General features: G+C 62.0%; 19 protein-coding genes and 1 pseudogene. 14 read left to right on the top strand and 6 right to left on the bottom strand.

The features are described from left to right. Positions 1 to 77 precede the first annotated feature (77 nt). Positions 78 to 2,522, top strand: coding sequence for a penicillin-binding protein 1A (locus QMK47_RS03175; protein WP_413817777.1), 2,445 nt, complete (start codon positions 78 to 80; stop codon positions 2,520 to 2,522). 546 nt (positions 2,523 to 3,068) lie between these two features. On the opposite strand, the gene QMK47_RS03170 is transcribed toward QMK47_RS03175, so the two are convergent. The 3 genes from QMK47_RS03170 to rpmE all read right to left on the bottom strand — a co-directional run bounded on the left by QMK47_RS03170 (position 3,069) and on the right by rpmE (position 5,571). Beyond that, the gene (locus QMK47_RS03170) at positions 3,069 to 4,337 is read right to left on the bottom strand and encodes a malic enzyme-like NAD(P)-binding protein (protein WP_258690224.1); all 1,269 of its coding nucleotides are present in this window, start codon (positions 4,335 to 4,337) and stop codon (positions 3,069 to 3,071) included. Between the two features lie 185 nt (positions 4,338 to 4,522). Beyond that, on the bottom strand, positions 4,523 to 5,305 hold the full coding sequence (locus QMK47_RS03165; RefSeq protein ID WP_320389792.1) for a thermonuclease family protein: 783 nt from the start codon (positions 5,303 to 5,305) through the stop codon (positions 4,523 to 4,525). Positions 5,306 to 5,346: 41 nt separating this feature from the next. Continuing rightward, the gene (gene rpmE / locus QMK47_RS03160) at positions 5,347 to 5,571 is read right to left on the bottom strand and encodes a 50S ribosomal protein L31 (protein WP_003196965.1); all 225 of its coding nucleotides are present in this window, start codon (positions 5,569 to 5,571) and stop codon (positions 5,347 to 5,349) included. A 289-nt stretch (positions 5,572 to 5,860) separates the two neighbouring features. Between rpmE and QMK47_RS03155 the strand changes: the two genes are divergently transcribed. From QMK47_RS03155 to QMK47_RS03110, 10 genes are all read left to right on the top strand, one after another. Further along, on the top strand, positions 5,861 to 8,080 hold the full coding sequence (locus tag QMK47_RS03155; protein ID WP_253471086.1) for a primosomal protein N': 2,220 nt from the start codon (positions 5,861 to 5,863) through the stop codon (positions 8,078 to 8,080). A 210-nt stretch (positions 8,081 to 8,290) separates the two neighbouring features. After that, on the top strand, positions 8,291 to 10,027 hold the full coding sequence (argS, locus tag QMK47_RS03150) for an arginine--tRNA ligase (RefSeq protein ID WP_253471084.1): 1,737 nt from the start codon (positions 8,291 to 8,293) through the stop codon (positions 10,025 to 10,027). 1 nt (position 10,028) lies between these two features. Next, a complete protein-coding gene (locus tag QMK47_RS03145; RefSeq protein WP_253471082.1) occupies positions 10,029 to 10,724 on the top strand; it encodes an SPOR domain-containing protein in 696 nt (231 codons plus the stop codon). 279 nt (positions 10,725 to 11,003) lie between these two features. Beyond that, a complete protein-coding gene (hslV, locus tag QMK47_RS03140; protein ID WP_003196958.1) occupies positions 11,004 to 11,534 on the top strand; it encodes an ATP-dependent protease subunit HslV in 531 nt (176 codons plus the stop codon). 56 nt (positions 11,535 to 11,590) lie between these two features. Continuing rightward, a complete protein-coding gene (gene hslU, locus QMK47_RS03135) occupies positions 11,591 to 12,928 on the top strand; it encodes an ATP-dependent protease ATPase subunit HslU (RefSeq protein WP_214510906.1) in 1,338 nt (445 codons plus the stop codon). A gap of 168 nt (positions 12,929 to 13,096) precedes the next feature. After that, on the top strand, positions 13,097 to 13,474 hold the full coding sequence (locus QMK47_RS03130; RefSeq protein ID WP_253471080.1) for a gamma-butyrobetaine hydroxylase-like domain-containing protein: 378 nt from the start codon (positions 13,097 to 13,099) through the stop codon (positions 13,472 to 13,474). Between the two features lie 279 nt (positions 13,475 to 13,753). Next, positions 13,754 to 15,433, top strand: coding sequence for a class II poly(R)-hydroxyalkanoic acid synthase (phaC, locus tag QMK47_RS03125; protein WP_214510907.1), 1,680 nt, complete (start codon positions 13,754 to 13,756; stop codon positions 15,431 to 15,433). A gap of 275 nt (positions 15,434 to 15,708) precedes the next feature. Beyond that, entirely contained in the window at positions 15,709 to 16,566 is an 858-nt protein-coding gene (gene phaZ / locus QMK47_RS03120) for a poly(3-hydroxyalkanoate) depolymerase (RefSeq protein WP_253471075.1), read from the top strand. Between the two features lie 112 nt (positions 16,567 to 16,678). Next, on the top strand, positions 16,679 to 18,361 hold the full coding sequence (phaC, locus tag QMK47_RS03115) for a class II poly(R)-hydroxyalkanoic acid synthase (protein WP_258690220.1): 1,683 nt from the start codon (positions 16,679 to 16,681) through the stop codon (positions 18,359 to 18,361). Positions 18,362 to 18,421: 60 nt separating this feature from the next. Beyond that, on the top strand, positions 18,422 to 19,042 hold the full coding sequence (locus QMK47_RS03110) for a TetR/AcrR family transcriptional regulator (RefSeq protein WP_092146795.1): 621 nt from the start codon (positions 18,422 to 18,424) through the stop codon (positions 19,040 to 19,042). 206 nt (positions 19,043 to 19,248) lie between these two features. On the opposite strand, the gene QMK47_RS03105 is transcribed toward QMK47_RS03110, so the two are convergent. The 3 genes from QMK47_RS03105 to QMK47_RS03095 form a co-directional block, all read right to left on the bottom strand. Continuing rightward, the gene (locus QMK47_RS03105; RefSeq protein ID WP_253478372.1) at positions 19,249 to 20,145 is read right to left on the bottom strand and encodes a phasin family protein; all 897 of its coding nucleotides are present in this window, start codon (positions 20,143 to 20,145) and stop codon (positions 19,249 to 19,251) included. Positions 20,146 to 20,155: 10 nt separating this feature from the next. Further along, positions 20,156 to 20,578 carry a phasin family protein gene (locus tag QMK47_RS03100; protein WP_003196940.1) on the bottom strand — a complete coding sequence of 141 codons (423 nt, stop codon included), beginning with the start codon at positions 20,576 to 20,578 and terminating at the stop codon, positions 20,156 to 20,158. A gap of 263 nt (positions 20,579 to 20,841) precedes the next feature. Then, positions 20,842 to 21,117: a polyhydroxyalkanoic acid system family protein gene (locus QMK47_RS03095; RefSeq protein ID WP_072397964.1), complete on the bottom strand. Its 276-nt coding sequence runs from the start codon at positions 21,115 to 21,117 to the stop codon at positions 20,842 to 20,844. A gap of 155 nt (positions 21,118 to 21,272) precedes the next feature. On the opposite strand from QMK47_RS03095, the gene ubiE reads away from it, so the two are divergent. The 3 genes and pseudogenes from ubiE (at position 21,273) to ubiB (ending at position 24,268) form a co-directional block, all read left to right on the top strand. After that, on the top strand, positions 21,273 to 22,043 hold the full coding sequence (gene ubiE / locus QMK47_RS03090; RefSeq protein WP_003196937.1) for a bifunctional demethylmenaquinone methyltransferase/2-methoxy-6-polyprenyl-1,4-benzoquinol methylase UbiE: 771 nt from the start codon (positions 21,273 to 21,275) through the stop codon (positions 22,041 to 22,043). Then, positions 22,043 to 22,667, top strand: a pseudogene (locus QMK47_RS03085) (SCP2 domain-containing protein). The gene ubiE and the pseudogene QMK47_RS03085 overlap by 1 nt, the downstream one beginning before the upstream one ends. Continuing rightward, a complete protein-coding gene (ubiB, locus tag QMK47_RS03080) occupies positions 22,664 to 24,268 on the top strand; it encodes a ubiquinone biosynthesis regulatory protein kinase UbiB (protein WP_320389790.1) in 1,605 nt (534 codons plus the stop codon). Before QMK47_RS03085 ends, ubiB begins: the two are co-directional and overlap by 4 nt. Positions 24,269 to 24,301: the final 33 nt, after the last annotated feature.

Here is a 24,301-nt window from a genome sequence, read left to right as displayed (position 1 = left end):
TCGCTTTGTTGCAAGCACGGGTCCATCCCTGCACCTGGCGCCTTTTTCATTCTTTGCCTGGATATCCAAAAGCCTTGATTCGTCTGCTGAAATTTTTCGGATGGTCCATCGTCGCCGTTTTCTGCGGACTGCTCTTGGGCCTGAGCGGTGCCTTTCTTTACCTTAGTCCGGGATTGCCGTCCGTGGAGGCGCTGAGAAGTATTCAGTTGCAGATTCCTTTGCGGGTGTACAGCAGCGACAACAAGTTGATCGCCGAATTTGGCGAAATGCGCCGCACGCCGATCCGTTTCGCCGACATTCCCCCCAATTTCATCAATGCGTTACTAAGTGCTGAAGACGATAACTTCGCCAATCACTACGGCGTCGACCCGGGCAGCCTGATGCGCGCCGCCAGCCAGTTGGTCAAGAGCGGGCACATCCAGTCCGGCGGCAGCACCATCACCATGCAGGTGGCCAAGAACTTCTTCCTGACCAGCGAGCGCAGCTTCTCGCGCAAGACCACCGAGATCCTCCTGGCCCTGCAAATCGAGCGGCAACTGACCAAGGATGAAATCCTCGAGCTGTACGTGAACAAGATTTACCTGGGCAACCGCGCCTACGGCATCGAGGCGGCGGCGCAGGTGTATTACGGCAAGTCGATCCGCGACGTGAGCCTGGCACAGATGGCGATGATTGCCGGCCTGCCCAAGGCACCCTCGCGCTTCAACCCGCTGGCCAACCCGGCACGCAGCAAGGAACGTCGCGACTGGATCCTGGGGCGTATGTACAAGCTCGGCAAGATCAGCGAAGCCGACTATACCGCCGCGATCAATGAACCGCTGAACGCCAGCTATCACGTACCGACCCCGGAAGTGAATGCCCCGTATATCGCCGAGATGGCCCGTGCCGAGATGGTTGGGCGCTATGGCAGCGACGCTTACACCGAAGGCTTCCGCGTGACCACCACGGTGCCGAGCAACTTGCAGGAAATGGCCAACACCGCGCTGCACGAAGGCTTGATGACCTACGACCAGCGCCACGGCTACCGTGGCCCTGAATCGCGCCTGCCAGGCAAGACCAAGGAAGCCTGGGCCCTGGAGCTGACCAAGCAGCGCACCATCAGCAGCCTGGAGCCGGCGATTGTCACGTCGGTGGACAAGGACGGCATCAAGGTGCTGACCCGTAACGGCGAGCAGGAAGAACACGTGGCCTGGGACACCATGAAGTGGGCCCGGCCGTTCCTCAACACCAACAGCATGGGCGCCAACCCACGGCAATCGTCCGACGTTGCCCAGGTCGGCGACCTGATCCGCGTCCAGCGCCAGGCGGACAACACTCTCAAGTTCAGCCAGATCCCGGCCGCCCAGGGCGCCCTGGTGTCCCTCGACCCGCAGGACGGTGCCATCCGTTCGTTGGTCGGTGGCTTCGCCTTCGAGCAAAGCAACTACAACCGCGCGTTGCAGGCCAAGCGCCAGCCGGGCTCGAGCTTCAAGCCATTCGTCTACAGCGCCGCCCTGGATAACGGCTACACCGCCGCCAGCCTGGTGAACGACGCACCGATCGTGTTCGTCGATGAATACCTGGACAAGGTCTGGCGACCGAAGAACGACACCAATACGTTCCTCGGCCCGATTCGTTTGCGCGAGGCGCTGTACAAATCCCGCAACCTGGTCTCGATCCGCCTGCTGCAGGCATTGGGCGTGGACCGCACCATCGACTACATCAGCAAGTTCGGCTTCAACAAGCAGGATCTGCCGCGCAACCTGTCCCTGGCCCTGGGCACCGCGACCTTGACGCCGATGGAAATCGCCACCGGCTGGAGTACATTCGCCAACGGCGGGTACAAGATCACCCCGTACATCATCGACAAGATCGAAAGCCGCAACGGCGATACGCTGTTCGTCGCCAACCCGCCACGCGTCCCAACGGGTGAGCAGGCCAGCAATGGCGTCGCCGCACCGTCCACCGAGACGTTTACGGTCAATGCGACACCGGGCGAAGCCACCACGGCCCCAGGCCTGCCCCAGGCGCCCGCCATCGCGGAACGCATTGTCGATGGCCGTACCACCTACATCCTCAACAGCATGCTGCAGGACGTGATCAAGCTCGGCACCGGCCGTCGCGCCCTGGCCCTGGGCCGCACCGACCTGGCGGGCAAGACCGGTACCACCAACGAATCCAAGGACGCCTGGTTCTCGGGCTACAACGCCGATTACGTGACCACCGTCTGGACCGGTTTCGACCAACCCGAAAGCTTGGGTCGCCGTGAGTTCGGCGGCACCGTGGCGTTGCCGATCTGGATGAGCTACATGGGCGCCGCCCTCAAGGACAAACCGCCTCACATCCAGCCGGAGCCAGAAGGCATCCTCAGCCTGCGGGTCGATCCAGTCAGTGGCCGCGCCGCCACACCGGGCACCCCGGGTGCGTACTTCGAACTGTTCAAGAGCGAAGACACCCCTCCGTCAGCCAACGAACTGGGCAACGGCGTCGCACCGGGCAGCCCATTGCCTGCGGACGAAGCGGCGCCGATCGATCTGTTCTGACCGGGCACCACCCAAAAGCCCCGCCTTCGAAAGAAGCGCGGGGCTTTTTTGGGCCGCAACATTCTGTAGGAGCCACAATCAAAGCCCACCACCGATCAAATGTGGGAGCCGAGCTTGCTCGCGATGGCGGCAGGTCAGCTAGCATCGATGTTGAATGCCAGACTGCAATCGCGAGCAAGCTCGCTCCCACAGGGATTTGCGGTGGCCACAATCAAAGTCCATCACCGATCAAATGTGGGAGCCGAGCTTGCTCGCGATGGCGGCGGGTCAGCTTGCATCGATGTTGAATGCCAGACTGCAATCGCGAGCAAGCTCGCTCCCACAGGGATTTGCGGTGGCCACAATCAAAGTCCATCACCGACCAAATGTGGGAGCCGAGCTTGCTCGCGATGGCGGCAGGTCAGCCTGCATCGATGTTGAATGCCAGACTGCAATCGCGAGCAAGCTCGCTCCCACAGGGGACTTGCGGCGGCTACACGAAACCGCAAGCAACAAAAAGCCCCGACTCACAGGAGCCGGGGCTTTTTGTTGAAGCGCTACAACGGCTTAGCCGTTGAACACATCATCCACGCTCTTGAGCGGGTAGTTCTTCGGATACGGCAGGGTGGCCACGCCAGTCTCGATGGCGGCCTTGGCCACGGCGTCGGAGATCAGGGTGATCAGGCGGGCGTCCATTGGTTTCGGGATGATGTACTCACGACCGAATTCCAGCTTGATGCCGCCGTAGGCGTCGCACACTTCCTGAGGCACTGGCAGCTTGGCCAGTTCGCGCAGGGCATTGGCGGCCGCGACTTTCATTTCTTCGTTGATGCGCTTGGCGCGAACGTCCAGGGCACCGCGGAAGATGAACGGGAAGCCCAGTACGTTGTTGACCTGGTTCGGGTAGTCCGAACGGCCGGTGGCCATGATCACGTCGTTACGAGTTGCGTGAGCCAGTTCCGGGGCGATTTCCGGGTCCGGGTTCGAGCACGCGAACACGATTGGGTTCGGCGCCATGCGCAGCAGGTTTTCCGCGCTCAGCAGGTTCGGACCGGACAGGCCAACGAACACGTCGGCACCGTCCAGCGCGTCCGCCAGGGAGCGCTTCTCGGTCGCGTGGGCGAACACAGCCTTGTACTGGTTCAGGTCGTCACGGCCGGAGTGGATCACACCGGTACGGTCGACCATGAAGATGTTTTCGATATTGGCGCCCATGCTCACCAGCAACTTCATGCAGGAGATGGCCGCAGCGCCGGCGCCGAGGCAGACGATCTTGGCTTGCGGCAGGGTCTTGCCGGCGATTTCCAGGGCGTTGATCATGCCAGCCGCAGTAACGATCGCGGTGCCATGCTGGTCATCGTGGAATACTGGAATGTCGCACTGTTCGATCAGGGCGCGCTCGATCTCGAAGCACTCAGGTGCCTTGATGTCTTCCAGGTTGATGCCACCGAAGGTGATGGAGATGCGCTTGACGGTGTCGATGAAGGCTTGCGGGCTCTCGGAGTCGACTTCGATGTCGAATACGTCGATACCGGCGAAGCGCTTGAACAGCACGCCCTTGCCTTCCATGACTGGCTTGGAAGCCAATGGGCCGAGGTTACCCAGGCCGAGAATCGCGGTGCCATCGGAAATGACTGCAACCAGGTTGCCTTTACCGGTGTATTTGTAGGCCAGTTCAGGGTCGCGAGCGATTTCGCGGACTGGTTCGGCTACGCCGGGGCTGTAGGCCAGCGACAAGTCGCGAGCAGTAGCGGTGGCCTTGGTGAGCTCGACACTCAGCTTCCCTGGACGAGGATTAGCGTGATATTCGAGAGCGGCAGTTTTCAGATCAGACATGTGGGCATTCCGCTTTTTACTGTGTTGGACAGACGGACCGCCGAGGATACGCGCCTCGCAAAGTCCCCACAAGACTGACCAGTCACTGCTGTCAAGCGCCCTACCCTACGACTTTGGACCAAGAGCCGCGAAACACAAGGGCCATATGCATACAATCGTCCTGTAAAATGTCTACAATTCTTTTCTTACAAAACCGCTTGCAGCATGGCAGGATCGGTCAGCGGCAACATCCATCGCGCCTGCCCAGCCTTGTGGCCGCCGCGTCGGGCGCGATCGACGACCCAGCCACGGGCCTCGATTTTTCGGCCCTTTAGCCGCTTCAGGGCCGAGGCGTCGAAGCGTCTTTGCACGCCGGGCGCAATGTGCAAGACAACCGACCCCTGCAATTCAATCCAGATGCCCCCGCGATTGCGCTGGACGTTTTCGACACGTCCGCTCGTCAGCACAAAACCGGGCGCATTGATTTGCTCCGCTCGCACGACGGGCGATTTTTTCCAGAGACCGGATCCGGCTTGCCGCGCATGACGTTCGGCCATTTGCTGGCAACTGACCAGGTCGACGTTCGGCGCGACCGCCACCAGAAACCCCAGCCCCTCGGCAATCAACCGTTCCTCGAGGTTCTCGCCCTGGGCGTTGTAGACATGGGCCAGCGTGCGGCCGTAATCATCCCGCTCATCCTTGCCAGGCAACACGCCCACCCGTCCATCGCTGGCGGCTACCAGGGCTTCGAGTCGCTGACGCGCCGCCACGGCGAACGGTTCGTCGGCGCGGCCTCGCTTGCCCAGCTCAGGACTGTTGAGCCCAATCATCCGAATGCGTCGGCCATCCTCCAAGTACAAGGTGTCGCCATCCACCACCCGCTGCACCGCCACCTGGGGCAGGTTGCCCGGCGACGGACAAGACGCCTGGGCACCACCGAGCCAAATCGCAGACACAAAAAAGGCGCCCACAAGGGGCGCCTTTTTCATCAGTCTGGAGCGGTCGAGACGACCATCCAAAATGATCAGCCTCAGGCTTTTGGAGTAACTTTGCCGAAAGCACCGAAACGATCGGCGAACTTCTGAACACGGCCGCCGGTATCCAGAGTCTTTTGCTTGCCGGTGTAGAACGGGTGGCATTCGTTGCAAACGTCGATCGCCAGGGCTTTGCCGTAGGTCGAACGCGTTTCGAACTTGTTGCCGCAGCTGCAGGTTACGGCAATTACTGGGTATTCCGGATGGATATCGGTTTTCATGCTGTTTTCCTCAGGCTAGCGTGCCGCCATCCAACACTATTGTTGAATACCGCACGTAATTAGGCCGCGGATTCTACCAGACAACATCAATCACGCAAGCTATGACTTGTACCAACCGTCTGCTAGGCTCGCGACCTCAAGCACAATCCCTGCGGGAGCGAGCTTGCTCGCGAAAGCGGTGGGTCAGTTGCAGTGATACTGGCTGTGCCGCAGCCATCGCGAGCAAGCTCGCTCCCACATTGAATCGTGCCCAGCCTTGCGAACTTGTCCGCCTATCGAGATCCCCCGCGTGCCCGACGCCATCCTGCGCCTCGCCTTGCCTTCGCCCCTGCGCCGCCTGTTCGACTACCGCGCCCCGGCCGGGGTCCTGCGCGCCCAGTTGCAGCCGGGCATGCGCCTGCGGGTGCCGTTCGGCCGGCGGGAGATGATCGGCATCCTGGTGGAGGTCACCGACCACAGCGAGGTCCCGGTCGACAAGCTCAAACCAGCCCTGGCCCTGCTCGATGCCACGCCACCACTGCCCGCCGCGCTGTTCAAGTTGTGCCTGTGGACGTCCCAGTATTACCAGCACAGCCTCGGCGACACCCTGAGTTGGGCGCTGCCGGTGCTGCTGCGCCAGGGCGAACCGGCCGAGGCGCGCCAGGAGCGGTTCTGGTCGGTGGCGCCCGGCGCCTCGCTGGGCGATCCACGCATCGCCCGCGCCCCGCGCCAGCGTGAGGCCTTGGCGACCCTGGCCCAACATCCCCACGGCGTGGCGCATCAATTGTTGAGCAAACTGATGCTCAGCAAGGACAGCCTCGACCTGTTGCTGGCCAAGGACCTGGTCCAGGTGGAAGTACGCAGGCACGCCCCCGGCGCCCGCCATGAACATTGGCTGGCCCAGCCGGAACTGCCGCTCAACGCCGAACAGCGGGCCGCTTGCGAAGCGATTCGCGCAGGTTTCGACAGTTATCACGCCTTTCTACTGGCAGGTGTCACCGGCAGCGGCAAGACCGAGGTCTACCTGCAACTGATCCGCCAGACCCTGGAGGCCGGCAAGCAGGCGCTGGTACTGATTCCGGAAATCAACCTCGGCCCGCAAACCCTGGCGCGCTTCGAACAACGCTTCAACGCCCGGATCGCCCTGGTGCACTCGGCGGTCAACGACCGCGAACGCCTGGAGGCCTGGCTCGCCGCCCGTGACGGCGAGGCCGATATCATCATCGGCACCCGTTCGGCCCTGTTCACACCGATGAAGAACCCTGGCCTGATCATCATCGACGAAGAACACGACGGCTCTTATAAACAGCAAGAAGGCCTGCGCTACCACGCCCGCGACCTGGCGCTGGTGCGCGCCCGCCAGGAAAACATCCCGATCGTCCTCGGCTCGGCCACGCCATCGCTGGAAAGCCTGCACAACGCCTACACCGGCCGCTACGGCCTGCTGCGCCTCAACGAGCGGGCCGGCGGCGCCAAGCAACCGCGCTTCCTGCGCCTGGACGTGAAAAGTCGCCCGCTGGACAGCGGTATTTCCGGGCCGATGCAGCAAGCCATCGGCCAGACCCTGGCTGCCGGGCAACAGGTCCTGGTGTTCCTCAATCGCCGCGGGTTTGCCCCGACGCTGTTGTGCCACGACTGCGGCTGGATGTCTGGCTGTGAGCGCTGCGATGCGCGGATGACCGTGCATCAACGCCATGGCGAGTTGCGTTGCCACCACTGCGGCCACGTCGAGCGCGTGCCAAGGCATTGCCCGCAGTGCGGCAAAGTGGACTTGCGCCCGGTCGGCGCCGGCACCGAGCGTGCCGAAGAACGACTGGGCATCCTGTTCCCCGATTACCCGGTACTGCGGGTGGATCGCGACAGCACCTCGCGCAAAGACGCGATGAACCAGTTGTTCGCCACGATCCAGAAGGGCCAGCCGTGCATTCTGGTGGGCACGCAGATGCTCGCCAAGGGGCACCACTTTCCGCGGGTCACGCTGGTATCGATCCTCGACGCCGATGGCGGACTGTTTTCCGGTGATTTCCGCGCCAGCGAGCGCATGGCGCAGTTGATCGTCCAGGTCGCCGGCCGGGCCGGGCGGGCCGAGGAGCCGGGTAAAGTGATCATCCAGACCCACCTGGCCGATCATCCGCTGTTGATCCAACTGACCGAGCAAGGTTATTTCGCCTTCGCCGAACAGGCCTTGAGCGAACGCCGCAGCGCCGGCCTGCCGCCTTTTGCCCACCTGGCGCTGTTGCGGGCCGAAGCCCACAAGCCGGGGCAGGCCGAAGGCTTTCTCGATGAGGCCTGCAGCGAGGCAGAACGCTTGCTGGCGGAGCAGAACCTCGCCGGCATCGAACTCTTGGGGCCGGTGCCGGCGCCGATGGAACGGCGGGCCGGGCGCTATCGCGCGCAGCTTCTATTACAGGCCAATGCCCGGGCACCGCTGCATCGACTGCTGAGCGCCTGGCTGCTGGTGCTGGAACAAATGCCTAGCGGGCGGGCGGTGCGCTGGTCGCTGGATGTGGATCCGGTGGATTTGTATTGATTCAGACATCGTCATCGCGAGCAGGCTCGCTCCCACAGGGAATCGCATTCCAATGTGGGAGCGAGCCTGCTCGCGATGACGCTCGAATAGTCACCACACATCCCCAACCGACCCGCTACAGTTGGCAAGCCCGCCTTCGCCACGGATAATGCCCAGTTTTTCCACCAGCGCATCGAAGCGCCGCCGCGCCTGCGGTTGAAAGAGAAGACCATGAAAGACACCATTCGCCAGCTCATCCAGCAAGCCATCGCCCAACTCGTCACTGAAGGTGTGCTGCCAGAAGGCCTGTCGCCGGCGATTCAGGTCGAAAACACCCGCGACAAGACCCACGGCGACTTCGCCAGCAACATCGCGATGATGCTCGCCAAGCCGGCTGGCATGAAGCCACGGGACCTGGCGGAGAAAATCATCAATGCCCTGCCGGCCGACGAGAACGTCAGCAAGGCCGACATTGCCGGCCCCGGGTTCATCAATTTCTTCCAGAACACCCAGGCCCTGGCTTCGCGCCTTGACGCGGCCCTGGCTGACGAGCGCATTGGCGTGCGCAAGGCCGGCCCGTTGCAGCGCACCGTGGTCGACCTCTCGGCCCCCAACCTGGCCAAGGAAATGCACGTCGGCCACCTGCGCTCGACCATCATCGGCGACGGCGTGGCCCGGGTCCTGGAGTTTCTCGGCGACACCGTGATCCGCCAGAACCACGTGGGCGACTGGGGCACCCAGTTCGGCATGCTGATGGCCTACCTGCAGGAAAATCCCATTACCAGCGACGAACTGTCGGACCTGGAGAACTTCTACCGCGCCGCCAAGCAACGCTTCGACGAGTCGCCCGAGTTCGCCGACCGTGCCCGGGGCCTGGTGGTCAAGCTGCAGGCCGGCGATGCCGAGTGCCTGGCGCTGTGGAGCAAGTTCAAGGACATCTCCCTGTCCCACTGCCAGAAAATCTACGAGTTGCTGAACGTCAAATTGACCATGGCCGACGTGATGGGCGAAAGCGCCTACAACGACGACCTGATCAACGTGGTCAACGACCTCAAGGCCAAGGGCATGCTGGTGGAAAGCAACGGCGCCCAGTGCGTGTTCCTCGACCAGTTCAAGACCGCCGATGGCGAGCCGCTGCCGGTGATCATCGTCAAGGCCGACGGTGGCTACCTCTACGCCACCACCGACCTGGCAGCCGTGCGCTACCGTAACAGCGTGCTCAAGGCCGATCGGGTGCTGTACTTCGTCGACCAGCGCCAGGCCCTGCACTTCCAGCAAGTGTTCGAAGTCGCACGCCTGGCCGGTTTCGTGACCCATCCGATGGAGATGGAGCACATGGGCTTCGGCACCATGAACGGCGCCGATGGCCGCCCGTTCAAGACTCGCGACGGCGGCACGGTGAAGCTGATCGACCTGCTGACCGAAGCCCAGGACCGCGCCTACACCCTGGTCAAGGGCAAGAACCCCGAGCTGGCCGAAGACGAACTGCGCAAGATCGCCAAGGTCGTGGGCATCGACGCGGTGAAATACGCCGACCTGTCCAAGCACCGCACCAGCGACTACAGCTTCAACTTCGACCTGATGCTCAACTTCGAAGGCAACACCGCGCCGTACCTGCTGTACGCCTACACCCGCGTGGCGGGGGTGTTCCGCAAGCTCGGCAAAAACTTCAATGAAGTGGACGGCCAGATTGTGCTCCAGGCCCCTCACGAACAGGAGCTGGCGGCGAAGCTGGCGCAGTTCGGTGAAGTGTTGAACAACGTCGCCGACAAGGGCACGCCGCACACCCTGTGCGCCTACCTGTACGATGTCGCCGGCCTGTTCTCCAGCTTCTACGAGAACTGCCCGATCCTCAACGCGCAAACCCCAGAGCAAATGCAGAGCCGCCTGCGCCTCGCCGCGCTGACCGGGCGCACGCTCAAGCAAGGCCTGGAACTGCTGGGCCTGGAAACCCTGGAGCGCATGTAAGTTGGCCGCCAAGAAAAAACCTGCACCCAAACGCGGCGCCAGTCGTTACCAGCCTCCGGCCAAAAAACCGATTCCGGGCTGGTTGTGGATGGCCATCGGCCTGACCGTCGGCGCTTTCATTGTGTTTCTGATGAAGCTGGATCCGGGCCAGGGCGATGACGTCAAGCGCGTCCGCCAAGAGCAGCAGAAAGCCACGCGCATCGCCGAGGCCAACAAGACCCCGCCGAGCCCGACGCAACCGGTGAAGCCGAAGTACGACTTCTACACCTTGCTGCCGGAATCGGAAGTCATCGTGCCGCCCGATGCCGTGCCGGAGAAAACCCTGCCGACGCCGCAAGTGCCCACCACACCGGTGACCCCAGCCGAAGCGGCGAAGATCGACACCGCTCGCGCCCAGGCGGCCCTGGCCGGCATCACGCCGCCACCGGCCCCACCGGTGCAGAAAGCCGCGCCGGTGACGAAGTTCTTCCTCCAGGCCGGTTCGTTCCGCAAGGAAGCCGACGCCGACAAGGTCCGGGCGCAGATCATTCTGCTGGGCCAGTCCGTGGCGGTGGAGTCCGGCACCGTGAAGGACGAAACCTGGTACCGGGTATTGGTCGGGCCTTTTAGCAACCGTGAAGAACTGACCAAGGCGCAGAAGCAACTGGCTGGCAGCGGCTTCAGCAATCTGTTGTTACAACAACGCCAGAGCCGCTGATTCTAACGAAGGCATCTGTGGCTGCGGGGCTTTCGTGGCGAGGGAGCTTGCTCCCGCTGGGCCTGTAGGAGCTGTCGAGCGGAGCGAGGCTGCGATCTTTTGATCTTGATCTTGATCTTTCGCTTGAGACTCAATGGTCTGGGGAAAGATCGCAGCCTCGTTGCACTCGACAGCTCCTACGTGACTCGCACCACTCGTCCCCCGCAGTTGAAAAACCCCGCGCCACCCCCATATGAGTTCCATCCGGGCATTTTCGCCCCGCTGCGTGGAGACTCTCCCTTGACCACCATCGTTTCAGTCCGCCGTCATGGCAAAGTCGTCATGGGCGGCGACGGCCAGGTTTCACTGGGCAACACCGTGATGAAAGGCAACGCGAAGAAAGTCCGCCGCCTGTATCACGGCGAAGTCATCGCCGGTTTCGCCGGGGCCACTGCCGACGCCTTCACCTTGTTCGAACGTTTCGAAGGCCAGCTTGAGAAACACCAGGGCCACTTGGTCCGTGCCGCCGTGGAGCTGGCCAAGGAATGGCGCACCGACCGTTCCCTGAGCCGCCTCGAAGCCATGCTCGCGGTCGCCAACAAGGATGCCTCCCTGATCATCACCGGCAACGGCGACGTCGTTGAGCCCGAAGACGGCCTGATCGCCATGGGTTCCGGCGGTGCCTACGCCCAGGCTGCGGCCAGCGCCCTGCTGAAAAAAACCGACCTGTCGGCTCGTGAGATCGTCGAGACTGCCTTGGGCATTGCCGGCGACATCTGTGTCTTCACCAACCACACCCAGACCATTGAGGAGCAGGACCTCGCGGAATAAGCCTGTCCAGGCGAACCACGCCACGGCCCATTCTTGCTTGAGGACCACCCATTATTATGTCCATGACTCCCCGCGAAATCGTCCACGAACTCAACCGCCATATCATCGGCCAGGACGATGCCAAGCGCGCCGTCGCCATCGCCCTGCGTAACCGCTGGCGCCGGATGCAACTGCCCGAAGAACTGCGCGTCGAAGTGACCCCCAAGAACATCCTGATGATCGGCCCGACCGGTGTCGGTAAAACCGAAATCGCCCGTCGCCTGGCCAAACTCGCCAACGCGCCGTTCATCAAGGTCGAAGCCACCAAGTTCACCGAAGTCGGCTATGTCGGTCGCGACGTCGAGTCAATCATCCGTGACCTGGCCGATGCCGCCATCAAGCTGCTGCGCGAACAGGAAATCACCAAGGTCCGCCACCGCGCCGAAGACGCCGCCGAAGAGCGCATCCTCGACGCCCTGCTGCCACCGGCGCGCATGGGCTTCAACGCCGACACCGCCGCGACCCAGGATTCCAACACCCGCCAACTGTTCCGCAAGCGCCTGCGCGAAGGCCAGCTGGACGACAAGGAAATCGAGATCGAAGTCGCCGAAATGGCCGGCGTCGATATTTCCGCGCCGCCCGGCATGGAAGAGATGACCAACCAGTTGCAGAGCCTGTTTGCCAACATGGGCAAGGGCAAGAAGAAAAACCGCAAGCTCAAGGTCAAGGAAGCGCTGAAACTGGTGCGCGATGAGGAAGCCGGCCGCCTGGTCAACGAAGAAGAGTTGAAGGCCAAGGCGCTGGAGGCGGTCGAACAGCATGGCATCGTGTTCATCGACGAAATCGACAAGGTCGCCAAGCGCGGCAATGTCGGCGGTGCTGATGTGTCCCGCGAAGGTGTACAACGCGACCTGCTGCCGCTGATCGAAGGCTGCACGGTCAACACCAAGCTGGGCATGGTCAAGACCGACCACATCCTGTTCATCGCTTCCGGCGCGTTCCACCTGAGCAAGCCGAGCGACCTGGTGCCGGAGCTGCAGGGTCGCCTGCCGATCCGTGTCGAGCTCAAGGCGCTGACGCCGGAAGACTTCGAACGCATCCTCAGCGAGCCCCACGCGTCCCTGACCGAACAGTATTGCGCGCTGCTCAAGACCGAAGGCCTGAACATCGAGTTCACGCCAGAAGGCATCAAGCGCCTGGCCCAGATCGCCTGGCAGGTCAACGAGAAGACCGAGAACATCGGTGCCCGTCGCCTGCACACGCTGCTCGAACGCCTGCTCGAGGAAGTTTCGTTCAGCGCCGGCGACCTGGCGAGCGCCCACAACGAAGCGCCGATCCTCATCGACGCCGAGTACGTCAACAGCCACCTGGGTGAGCTGGCGCAGAACGAAGACCTGTCGCGGTATATCCTGTAACCCACTGACAGGTTTCCCGGGACCTGTGGGAGCGAGCTTGCTCGCGATGGCGGCATAACATTCAACCCATGTGCTGACTGTCGGACCGCTATCGCGAGCAAGCTCGCTCCCACATGGACCGTGTCGTTTTTGCAGATCAAGGCTCCCTTCAGAGACGGATCACAGGCCATGACCAAACTCCCCACCGCCATCAACCTGCACAAAGCCTCCAGGACCCTGACGCTCAAATATGCGCCGGACGAGGAGTATCACCTGCCCGCCGAATTCCTGCGGGTGCACTCGCCTTCCGCCGAGGTCCAGGGCCACGGCAAACCCATCCTGCAATACGGCAAGCTCAACGTTGCCCTGACCAAGGTCGAACCGGCCGGCCAATACGCACTGAAACTGACCTTCGACGACGGCCACGACAGCGGACTGTTCACGTGGGACTATCTCTATCAGTTGGCGGTGCGTCAGGAAGACTTGTGGAACGATTATCTTGGCGAACTCAAGGCCGCCGGAAAAACCCGCGACCCGGACGAATCCGTCGTCAAGCTGATGCTCTAACTCAAGGGCTGGCGCTTTAGGGCGAATTTTCTAGACTCATCTGCTTGAATGCCCGCGCGGCAACGTCAATGACTGGCCTGCTTGCGAAAAAAATTAAACTCGGGTAACCAATGGAGCTGGCAAGTTCCCTGCAAAGGAACCGACGAGTTCCTGGCATACGTTTCCTCATTGGCCCTCGATGCGGAATTAACGGTCACCCGAGCAGCGTACCTGGTATCGGCTGTGTAGCTTGCGGCACACGATCCGGGTACTCGTCTGAAGGACAATGGAGCGTCGTAGATGAGCAACAAGAACAACGATGACCTGAAGTATCAAGCCTCGGAAAATACCCTGGGGTTGAATCCCGTCGTCGGCTTGCGCAGAAAAGATCTGCTGGCCTCTGCCCGCATGGTGCTGACCCAGGCCATCAAACAACCGCTGCACAGCGTCAAGCACGTCGCCCATTTCGGCGTCGAACTCAAGAATGTCCTGTTCGGCAAATCCGAACTGCAACCGGCCGGCGACGACCGTCGCTTCGCTGACCCGGCGTGGAGCCAGAACCCACTCTACAAACGCTACCTGCAAACCTACCTGGCGTGGCGCAAGGAGCTGCACGCCTGGATCGACGACAGCAACCTCTCGCCCGCGGACATCAGCCGCGGGCATTTCGTGATCAACCTGATGACCGAAGCCATGGCCCCGACCAACTCGGCGGCCAACCCGGCAGCAGTCAAGCGCTTCTTCGAAACCGGCGGCAAGAGCCTGCTCGATGGCCTGTCCCACCTGGCCAAGGACCTGGTGCACAACGGCGGGATGCCGAGCCAGGTCAACATGGGCGCGTTCGAGGTCGGCAAGAGCCTGGGCGTGACCGAAGGCGCCGTGGTATTTCGCAACGACGTGCTGGAGCTGATCCAGTACCGGCCCATCACCGAGCAGGTCCACGAGCGACCGCTGCTGGTGGTACCGCCACAGATCAACAAGTTCTATGTATTCGACCTGAGCCCGGACAAGAGCCTGGCGCGCTTCTGCCTGCGCAGCAACGTGCAGACCTTCATCGTCAGTTGGCGCAACCCCACCAAGGAACAGCGCGAGTGGGGCCTGTCGACCTACATCGAGGCGCTCAAGGAAGCGGTGGACGTGGTCACGGCCATCACCGGCAGCAAGGACGTGAACATGCTCGGCGCCTGCTCGGGCGGTATCACCTGCACCGCGCTGCTGGGCCATTACGCCGCCCTCGGCGAGAAAAAGGTCAATGCCCTGACCCTGCTGGTCAGCGTGCTCGACACCACCCTGGACACCGACGTGGCGTTGTTCGTCGACGAACAGACCCTGGAAGCGGCCAAGCGCCATTCCTACCAGGCCGGTGTACTCGAAGGTCGCGACATGGCCAAGGTGTTCGCCTGGATGCGCCCCAACGACTTGATCTGGAACTACTGGGTCAACAATTACCTGTTGGGCAACGAGCCGCCCGTGTTCGACATCCTGTTCTGGAACAACGACACCACGAGGCTGCCGGCGGCGTTCCACGGCGACCTCATCGAAATGTTCAAGAACAATCCACTGATCCGTCCCAATGCACTGGAAGTGTGCGGCACGCCCATCGACCTCAAGCAGGTCACCGCCGACATCTTCTCCCTGGCCGGCACCAACGACCACATCACGCCGTGGAAATCCTGCTACAAGTCGGCACAGCTGTTTGGCGGCAAGGTGGAGTTCGTGCTGTCGAGCAGCGGCCATATCCAGAGCATCCTCAACCCGCCAGGCAACCCCAAGTCGCGCTACATGACCAGTGATGACATGCCGGCCAAGGCCGAGGACTGGCAGGAGAATTCAACCAAGCACACCGACTCCTGGTGGTTGCATTGGCAGGCCTGGCAGGCCGAGCGCTCGGGCAAACTGAAAAAAGCCCCGACCGTGCTGGGCAACAAGACCCACCCGGCCGGTGAAGCGGCGCCCGGCACTTATGTGCATGAGCGGTAATGGATGCAACTCGTCTGGCGCGGGAGTGGGCTTGCTCACGAATACATCCCGCCAGCCGACACTGAATGCAAGGCCCACACCGCTGGCGAACATGAAACTCATGTTCACAGCGGATCCAATGTGGGAGCGAGCTTGCTCCGGGCGGCGATCCGACGATGACGGCGGCACATCCAACAGCAATGTAGGCTGACACACCGCAATCACGAGCAAGCTCGCTCCCACAGGGGATCGGGGGAAAAATGAAAGACAGCGACCCAACCCACAGGGCTTGAAGCATGCCGCAACCGTACATCTTCCGTACCGTCGATCTGGATGGCCAGACCTTGCGCACCGCGGTACGTCCCGGCAAGCCTCACTTGACGCCGCTGCTGATTTTCAACGGCATCGGCGCCAACCTCGAGCTGGTGTTCCCGTTCATCCAGGCCCTGGACCCGGACCTGGAAGTCATCGCCTTTGACGTACCCGGTGTCGGCGGCTCATCGACGCCCAACCGGCCGTATCGCTTTCCTGGCCTGGCCAAACTCACCGCGCGAATGCTCGATTACCTGGACTACGGACAGGTCAATGTGATCGGCGTGTCCTGGGGAGGCGCCCTGGCCCAGCAGTTCGCCTATGACTACCCCGAGCGCTGCAAGAAGCTGGTGCTGGCGGCCACTGCGGCCGGGGCGGTGATGGTGCCGGGCAAACCGAAGGTGCTGTGGATGATGGCCAGCCCCCGGCGCTACATTCAACCGTCCCATGTGATGCGTATCGCCCCGCTGATCTACGGCGGTTCGTTCCGCCGCGACCCGAGCCTGGCAGCCAGCCATGCGGCCAAGGTTCGTTCGGCGGGCAAGCTCGGTTATTACTGGCAACTGTTCGCCGGCCTGGGCTGGACCAGCATCCACTGGCTGCACAAGATCCACCAGCCGACCCTGGTGCTGGCCGGCGACGACGACCCGCTGATCCCGCTGATCAACATGCGCATGCTGGCCTGGCGCATTCCCAACGCCCAATTGCACATCATCGATGATGGCCATCTATTCCTGATCACCCGGGCCGAGGCGGTGGCGCCGATCATCATGAAATTCCTCGAGGAAGAACGTCAGCGTGCAGTGATGCATCCGCATCCCTCGCCGCTGGGCGGCGGCTGAAACCGCCCATTAGCGCCTGGCAGGACGCCGGACCGCGCAGCGACCCGAAACAGCGACTATGTTGTCTGGTTCGGTGTGTTTGTTTTTAGCCTGATGACGAAGGAGTTGACTCATGCGCGACAAACCGGCGAAGGGTTCCATGCCCGCCCCTGCCAGCTTCATCAACGCACAAAGTGCGGTCACCGGCCTGCGTGGCAGGGACCTGCTGTCCACCTTGCGTAGCGTTGCCGTACACGGCTTGCGCAACCCGGTGCACAGTGCCCGGCATGCGTTGAAGCTGGGCGGTCAACTGGGCCGAGTGCTGCTGGGCGAGACCCTGCATCCCACCAACCCCAACGACCAGCGTTTCGCCGACCCCACCTGGCAGCTCAATCCGTTCTACCGCCGCAGCCTGCAGGCCTACCTGAGTTGGCAGAAACAGGTGACGAGCTGGATCGACGACAGCACCATGAGCCAGGATGACCGCGCCCGCGCCCACTTCGCCTTCGCCCTGCTCAACGACGCCGTTTCGCCGTCCAACACCTTGCTCAACCCGCTGGCGGTCAAGGAGCTGTTCAACTCCGGCGGCACCAGCCTGGTTCGAGGCCTCAGCCATCTGGTGGATGACCTGCTGCACAACGACGGGTTGCCGCGACAAACCACGCCCCATGCCTTTGAAGTCGGCAAGACCCTGGCGACCACTCCCGGCGCGGTGGTGTTTCGCAACGAATTGCTCGAGCTGATCCAGTACCGGTCCATGAGCGAAAAGCAATACGCCAAGCCGTTGCTGATCGTGCCGCCGCAGATCAACAAGTTCTACATTTTCGACCTGAGCCCTTCCAACAGCTTCGTCCAGTACGCCCTGAAAAACGGTTTGCAGGTCTTCATCATCAGTTGGCGCAACCCCGACGTACGCCACCGTGAATGGGGCCTGTCCAGCTATGTCGAGGCCGTGGAAGAGGCCATGAACGTCTGCCGGGCGATCACCGGCGCCCGCGAGGTCAACCTGATGGGCGCCTGCGCCGGGGGCCTGACCATCGCCGCCCTGCAGGGCCACCTGCAAGCCAAGCGCCAGCTACGCCGGGTCGCCAGTGCCACGTACCTGGTGAGCCTGCTGGACAGCCAGATCGACAGCCAGGCCACGTTGTTCATCGACGAACAGACCCTCGAAGCCGCCAAGCGTCGCTCCTACCAGAAAGGCATCCTCGATGGCCGCGACCTGGCCCGGGTGTTCGCCTGGATGCGCCCCAACGATCTGATCTGGACTTACTTCATCAACAACTACCTGCTGGGCAAGGAGCCACCGGCCTTCGACATCCTCTATTGGAACAACGACTGCACCCGCCTGCCGGCGGCTTACCACGGCGACCTGCTGGACTTCTTCAAGCACAACCCACTGACCCATCCCGGCGGCCTGGAAGTGTGCGGCACGCCCATCGACCTGCAGAAAGTGACGGTGGACAGCTTCAGTGTGGGCGGCATCAATGACCACATCACGCCGTGGGACGCGGTGTATCGCTCGACCCTGTTGCTCGGTGGCGAAAAACGCTTCGTGCTTTCCAACAGCGGCCATGTCCAGAGCATCCTCAACCCGCCGGGCAACCCCAAGGCCAACTTCATCGAAAGCGCAAAATTGAGCAGCGACCCACGGGCCTGGTACTACGACGCCAAGCACGTCGAAGGCAGTTGGTGGACCCAATGGCTGGGCTGGATCCAGGAGCGTTCCGGTGCCCAGCACGAAACCCAGATGACCTTGGGCAATGCGAACTACCCGCCTCTGGACGCGGCTCCCGGCACCTATGTTCGCGTGCGCTGAAGGCCTTACCCCACGGCCAGGCGATTGGCCGTGGCATGACTTGATCATTAAGAAGACCGGATGAAAACCCGCGACCGCATCCTTGAATGTGCCCTGCAATTGTTCAACGAAAAGGGCGAACCGAACGTCTCCACCATGGAAGTTGCCAACGAAATGGGCATCAGCCCGGGCAACCTCTACTACCACTTTCATGGCAAGGAACCGCTGATCCTCGGGCTGTTCGAGCGATTCCAGGGCGAACTGGCGCCGCTGCTGGACCCTCCGGCGGACGTGCAGTTGGCGCCGGAAGACTACTGGCTGTTCCTGCACTTGATCGTCGAGCGCCTGGCCCAGTACCGGTTTCTGTTCCAAGACCTGTCGAACCTGGCCGGGCGCCTGCCGAAGCTGGCCAAGGGTATCCGCCAATTGCTCAATGCCCTGAAGCGCACCCTTGCCTCACTGCTGGCGCAGCTCAAGGCCCAGGGATTGCTGATCAGCGATACCCAGGCCCTGGGGCAGCTGGTGGAGCAGATCACCATGACCTTGCTGTTCTCCCTGGACTACCAGCGGATCCTCGACCGCGAAGGCGAGGTTCGGCTGGTGGTCTACCAGATCATGATGCTGGTGGCCCCGCACCTGCCGCCCGCGACGAAGGTGGCGACTGAGCAACTGGCGTTGCGCTACCTGGAAGAACACGACTAACCACCGACAGTGGCAGATCCATTGTGGGAGCGAGCTTGTGGGAGCAAAGCTTGCTCGCGATCCAGGCGCTGCGGTCCTCAAGAGACCGCGGCGTTTTCATCGCGGGCAAGCCTTGCTCCCACAAAGCTCGCTCCCACAGGTTGACCTGCATACAAACAAAAACGCCCGACCTTCACAGGCCGGGCGTTTTTGCATGTCCCGCAGAATCAGGACTGGGTGGTAGGCGTCGATGGAGCCGGCGCTGGAGTTGGCGTCGCGACCGGCGTCGGAGCGGCGGCGGAGTTCGCCGTGCTCGTTGGGGTCGCTGGTTTGGCGGCCGCGGTCGGCGCCTTCGGTGCAGCGGCTTTCGGCGCGGCCGGTTTTTTCACGGCCGGTTTTTTCGCCGCAGCAGGTTTGGCCGCCGCTTTTGCCGCAGGCTTGGCGGCGGGTTTCGCTGCCGGTTTGGCCGCTGCCGTTTTAGCCGCGGGTTTGGCCGCAGGCTTGGCTGCCGCTTTGGCCGCAGGTTTGGCCGCTACCGGTTTGGCCGCCGCCTTGGCAGCAGGCTTGGCCGCAGCAGTTTTAGCCGCAGGTTTGGCCGCTGCTTTCGCCGCAGGTTTGGCGGCGGGTTTTGCCGCAGCCTTGACCAATGGCTTGGCCGCCGTTTTAGCGGCCGGCTTGGCCGCCGCAGTCTTGGTCGCCACGGGTGCGACTTTGGCGCCGGTGAGTTTTTCGATCTGCTTGGTCAGGGTGTCGACCTTGCTGTGCAGTGCCTTGACTTCATTACGGCTCGGCACACCCAGGCGCGAGATCGCACTGTTCAGGCGCTTGTCGAAAGCCCCTTCCAGTTCGTCCCATTTGCCCAGTGCACGATCCTTCACGCCGCCGATTCGCGACTTGGCGGACTCGGCAGAGTCCTTGGCGGCATCGACTTGTTTGCCGACTGCCGTCTTGGTGAGTTTTTCGGCCTTTTCGCCGTCCTTAACCAGGGACTCGAAGAGCTTGCTGCCGTCAGTGTCGATCTTCGAGTACACGCCTAAACCAGCAAGCCAGATTTTGCGGGAATACTTTTCAATCTTCCCGGCCCACGAGCTGCCCTCTTTTTCTGTGATTTTTTTGCCAGCCATCCCGTTCTCCTTAATGTTTACGCGCGACACGTTCGAGCAATGCTGTCAGCTCATCGAGCTTAGCAGAGAGTGTCTCAACGTCATGTTTAGACGGAATGCCGATACGATTCAAGGCACTTGCAACACGGGCATCAAATACCTTCTCGACTTTATCGAGTTGTACTTCAACCCGGGCCTTGAAAGTATTGACGTCGCTCTTGGCTTCAATCAATTCACTGTTGGCCGCTTCAAGTTTTCCGGCAATTTTCTTTTTGCCTTTGGTTTCAATAACTTCGCCAGCCTTTACCAACTCCTGAAAGTACTCGCTGCCTTCCTGGCCGACCTTCGTGTAGGCGCCCAGGCCCGCCAGCCAGATCTTGCGCGCGTACGTTTTCACGTCGCTGAGCGTGGAAGATTCAACGTCGGTTTTTTTCTTCAGAATAACTTTGGCCATGGTGCACCTCACTCGAAAATGGTTTGAGGAACTGCCCGCACACGGTCGGGCTCAGGCACAAAGTAGTGACAATAATTAGAAAGGGCACCCTAACAACTGACACAAAACCTGAGGGTGATGACTTCCCCTGTGGGAGCGAGCTTGCTCGCGATGGCGGAGTGTCAGCCAACTTTGATGTGACTGAACCAATGCCATCGCGAGCAAGCTCGCTCCCACAGGAGGATTGGTGGTGAACTTGAGTGCTGCATCCTCCTTTCGATCAATCAGGCCAACGCCTTATCCAGTGCCTTTTCGATTTCGCTCTTGATCGTGCCGCTCATGGCCGACATCAACATGCCCAGCTCCACGTCGACGCGGATCGAGTCCTCGCCCACATGCACTTCGCCCTTGACCCCGGAACGCTTGAGTTTCAGGGTGTCGCCCTCCCACTGCGGCTCCAGGCCATAGCTGTCGGACAACTTCTGCGCCAGCTTGTCGGCCTTCTCTCGCGCCGCTTCCTTGCCCAGGCCATGGGCACGCTCAACAGTTATACGGGCCATCGGGTGACTCCTGTTTTATCGGGACTTGCCTGAACGTTTCAGACCCTGGCTGCGTCAAAACGTCCCGGCGGTAGCCCATCTTACCTTCAGCCTTGCCAAGACAAAGCCCTCCACCGGGATTAGAATGTCCCGCATTCTTTTTTGGTGACCGCGATATGACTGATCAGCGCAAAGGCAGCGATGCCGAACCCACCACTCACTTCGGCTTCAAGAACGTGCCGGAAAGCCAGAAAGCGGAAAAAGTCGCTGAGGTTTTCCACTCCGTAGCCGCCAAGTATGACTTGATGAACGACCTGCTCTCGGGCGGCATGCACCGCCTGTGGAAGCGTTTCGCGATCGAACTGTCGGGCGTGCGCAGCGGCAATCGCGTACTGGACATCGCCGGCGGCACGGGCGACCTGACGAAGAAGTTTTCCCACATCGTCGGGCCGACCGGCCAGGTGGTCCTGGCCGACATCAACGAATCCATGCTCAAGGTCGGTCGCGACCGCCTGCTGGACCTGGGTGTGGCCGGCAACGTCGAGTTCGTCCAGGCCGACGCTGAAAAGCTGCCGTTCCCCGACAACCATTTCGACTGCGTGACCATCGCCTTCGGCCTGCGCAACGTCACCCACAAGGAAGATGCCCTGCGCTCGATGCTGCGCGTGCTCAAGCCCGGTGGCCGCCTGCTGGTGCTGGAGTTCTCCAAGCCGACCAACGCGCTGATGTCCAAGGCCTATGACGCCTACTCGTTCGCCTTCATGCCGCTGATGGGCAAGCTGATCACCAACGACTCGGAAAGCTATCGCTACCTGGCCGAATCGATCCGCATGCACCCGAACCAGGAAACCCTGAAGTCGATGATGGTCGAGGCCGGTTTCGACCGCGTGACCTACCACAACATGACCGCAGGCATCGTCGCCCTGCACCGCGGCATCAAGCCCTGATGCTGCTCACCGGCCTGCTCGCCAGCGTCGAACTCGGCCTCAACCGGGTGCTGCGCCTGGACAGCACGGCGCTCGCGCGCCTGGCGCACTTGAGCGGCAAGGTGATCGCCGTGGACTGCCGCAGCCCGGCGTTGCAGTTGTTCATCCTGCCCAGCGACGAAGGCCTGCTGCTCGCTGCGCACTGGGAGGCCGAAGCCGACTGCACGCTGCGCGCCCCGGCGTCGAGCCTGCTGAACCTGGCCCTGGGCAAGGACAAGACCGCGGTGCTGCACCGCCCCGACGTGGAGCTCGACGGCGACAGCGGCGTACTGCTGGAGCTGGCGGCGATTCTCCAGGACCTGGAACTGGACTGGGAATACGAAGTGTCTCGCTGGATCGGTCCGGTGGCGACCCAACTGCTCAGCGGCCATCTGCGCAGCCGCAGCCGCTGGTATCGGCAGGGGTTCGCCAGCCTGGGGCAGAATCTGAGTGAATACCTGGCCGAAGAATCGCGTACCCTCGTAGGCCAACGCGAAGCACAAGCCCGTTTTAATGAACTGGACCAGATCAAACTTGACCTGGAACGTCTCGAGGCGCGTTTCGAGCGCCTTTCCCGATCCCTTGAAACCAAGCGATAACGCATGAAGCTGCTTGCCGTCCGCCGTTTGTTGCGCATCCAGCGCGTCGTGATCCGCTACCGCCTCGATGACCTGCTGTTCGCCCTGCCGCTGCCCTGGTTTCTCCTGGCCCTGCGCTTCGTGCTGCCGTGGCGCTGGTTTCCCCGGCGAACGCTGGACCTGAGTCGCGGTGCGCGCTTGCGCCTGGCGCTGCAGGACCTGGGGCCGATTTTCATCAAGTTCGGGCAGATACTTTCGACCCGTCGCGACCTGTTGCCCGAAGACATCGCCGATGAACTGATGCGCCTGCAAGACCGCGTGCCGCCGTTCGACTCCAAGGTGTCGGTGGCGCTGATCGAGGAACAACTGGGCAAGAAGATCAGCGAAGTCTTCAGCCGTTTCGACGTCGAGCCCCTGGCCTCGGCCTCCGTGGCCCAGGTTCACGCCGCGCAACTCAAGAGCGGTGAAGAAGTAGTGGTCAAGGTCATCCGCCCGGGCCTCAAGCCGATCATTGCCCAGGACCTCGCGTGGCTGTTCATCCTCGCCCGCGCCGCCGAGCGGTTGTCAGCCGATGCCCGCCTGCTGCACCCGGTGGACGTGGTCCAGGACTACGAAAAAACCATTTACGACGAACTCGACCTGCTGCGCGAGGCGGCCAACGCCAGCCAGCTGCGTCGCAACTTCGAAGGCTCGCCGCTGCTCTATGTGCCGCAAGTCTACTGGGACTGGTGCCGGCCGAAAGTATTGGTGATGGAGCGCATCTACGGCATCCAGGTCACCGACCTGGCGACCCTGGCCGACCAGCGCACCGACATGAAGATGCTCGCCGAACGCGGCGTGGAAATCTTCTTCACACAGGTGTTTCGCGACAGCTTCTTCCACGCCGACATGCACCCGGGCAACATCTTCGTCAGCACGGTGCAGCCGTGGAGCCCGCAGTACATTGCCATCGACTGCGGCATCGTCGGCAGCCTGACCCCGGAAGACCAGGACTACCTGGCGCGCAACCTGTTTGCCTTCTTCAAGCGTGACTACCGTCGCGTCGCCCAGCTGCACATCGATTCGGGCTGGGTGCCGGCCGAGACCAAGCTCAACGAATTCGAAGCGGCGATCCGTACCGTGTGCGAACCGATCTTCGAAAAACCGTTAAAAGATATTTCCTTCGGTCAGGTACTGATGCGCCTGTTCCAGACCGCGCGACGCTTCAACATGGAAGTCCAGCCACAGTTGGTGCTGTTGCAGAAAACCCTGCTGAACATCGAAGGCCTCGGCCGTCAGTTGTACCCGGACCTCGACCTGTGGAACACCGCCCAGCCGTTCCTCGAACGCTGGATGCGCGAGCGCGTCAGCCCCAAGACCTTGCTGGGCAACGTGCAAAGCCAGTTCGAGCAGCTCCCGCACCTGGCCAACATGACCCGCGACCTGCTCGAACGCATGTCACAGCCCCACGCACACGACCCGGCGCCCCCGTGGCACCGACGCAAGGACGACTGGCTGTTGCGCCTGCTGGGCGCGGCTCACCTGGGAGGTGGCGCAATGCTGGCGGCTGGTGGACCGTTGAGCGAATTGGGCCATTGGCCCGCCGGAATCATGGTGATCGTTGGTTTGTATCTGGTCGTTCGCCGATAGCCAGCACCGGTTCGCGCTGGCACACTGTTTCAA

It is taken from the genome of Pseudomonas sp. P9_35, assembly GCF_034008205.1.
Lineage (GTDB): Bacteria > Pseudomonadota > Gammaproteobacteria > Pseudomonadales > Pseudomonadaceae > Aquipseudomonas > Aquipseudomonas kilonensis.
This window is presented reverse-complemented; position numbering and strand designations above follow the sequence as displayed.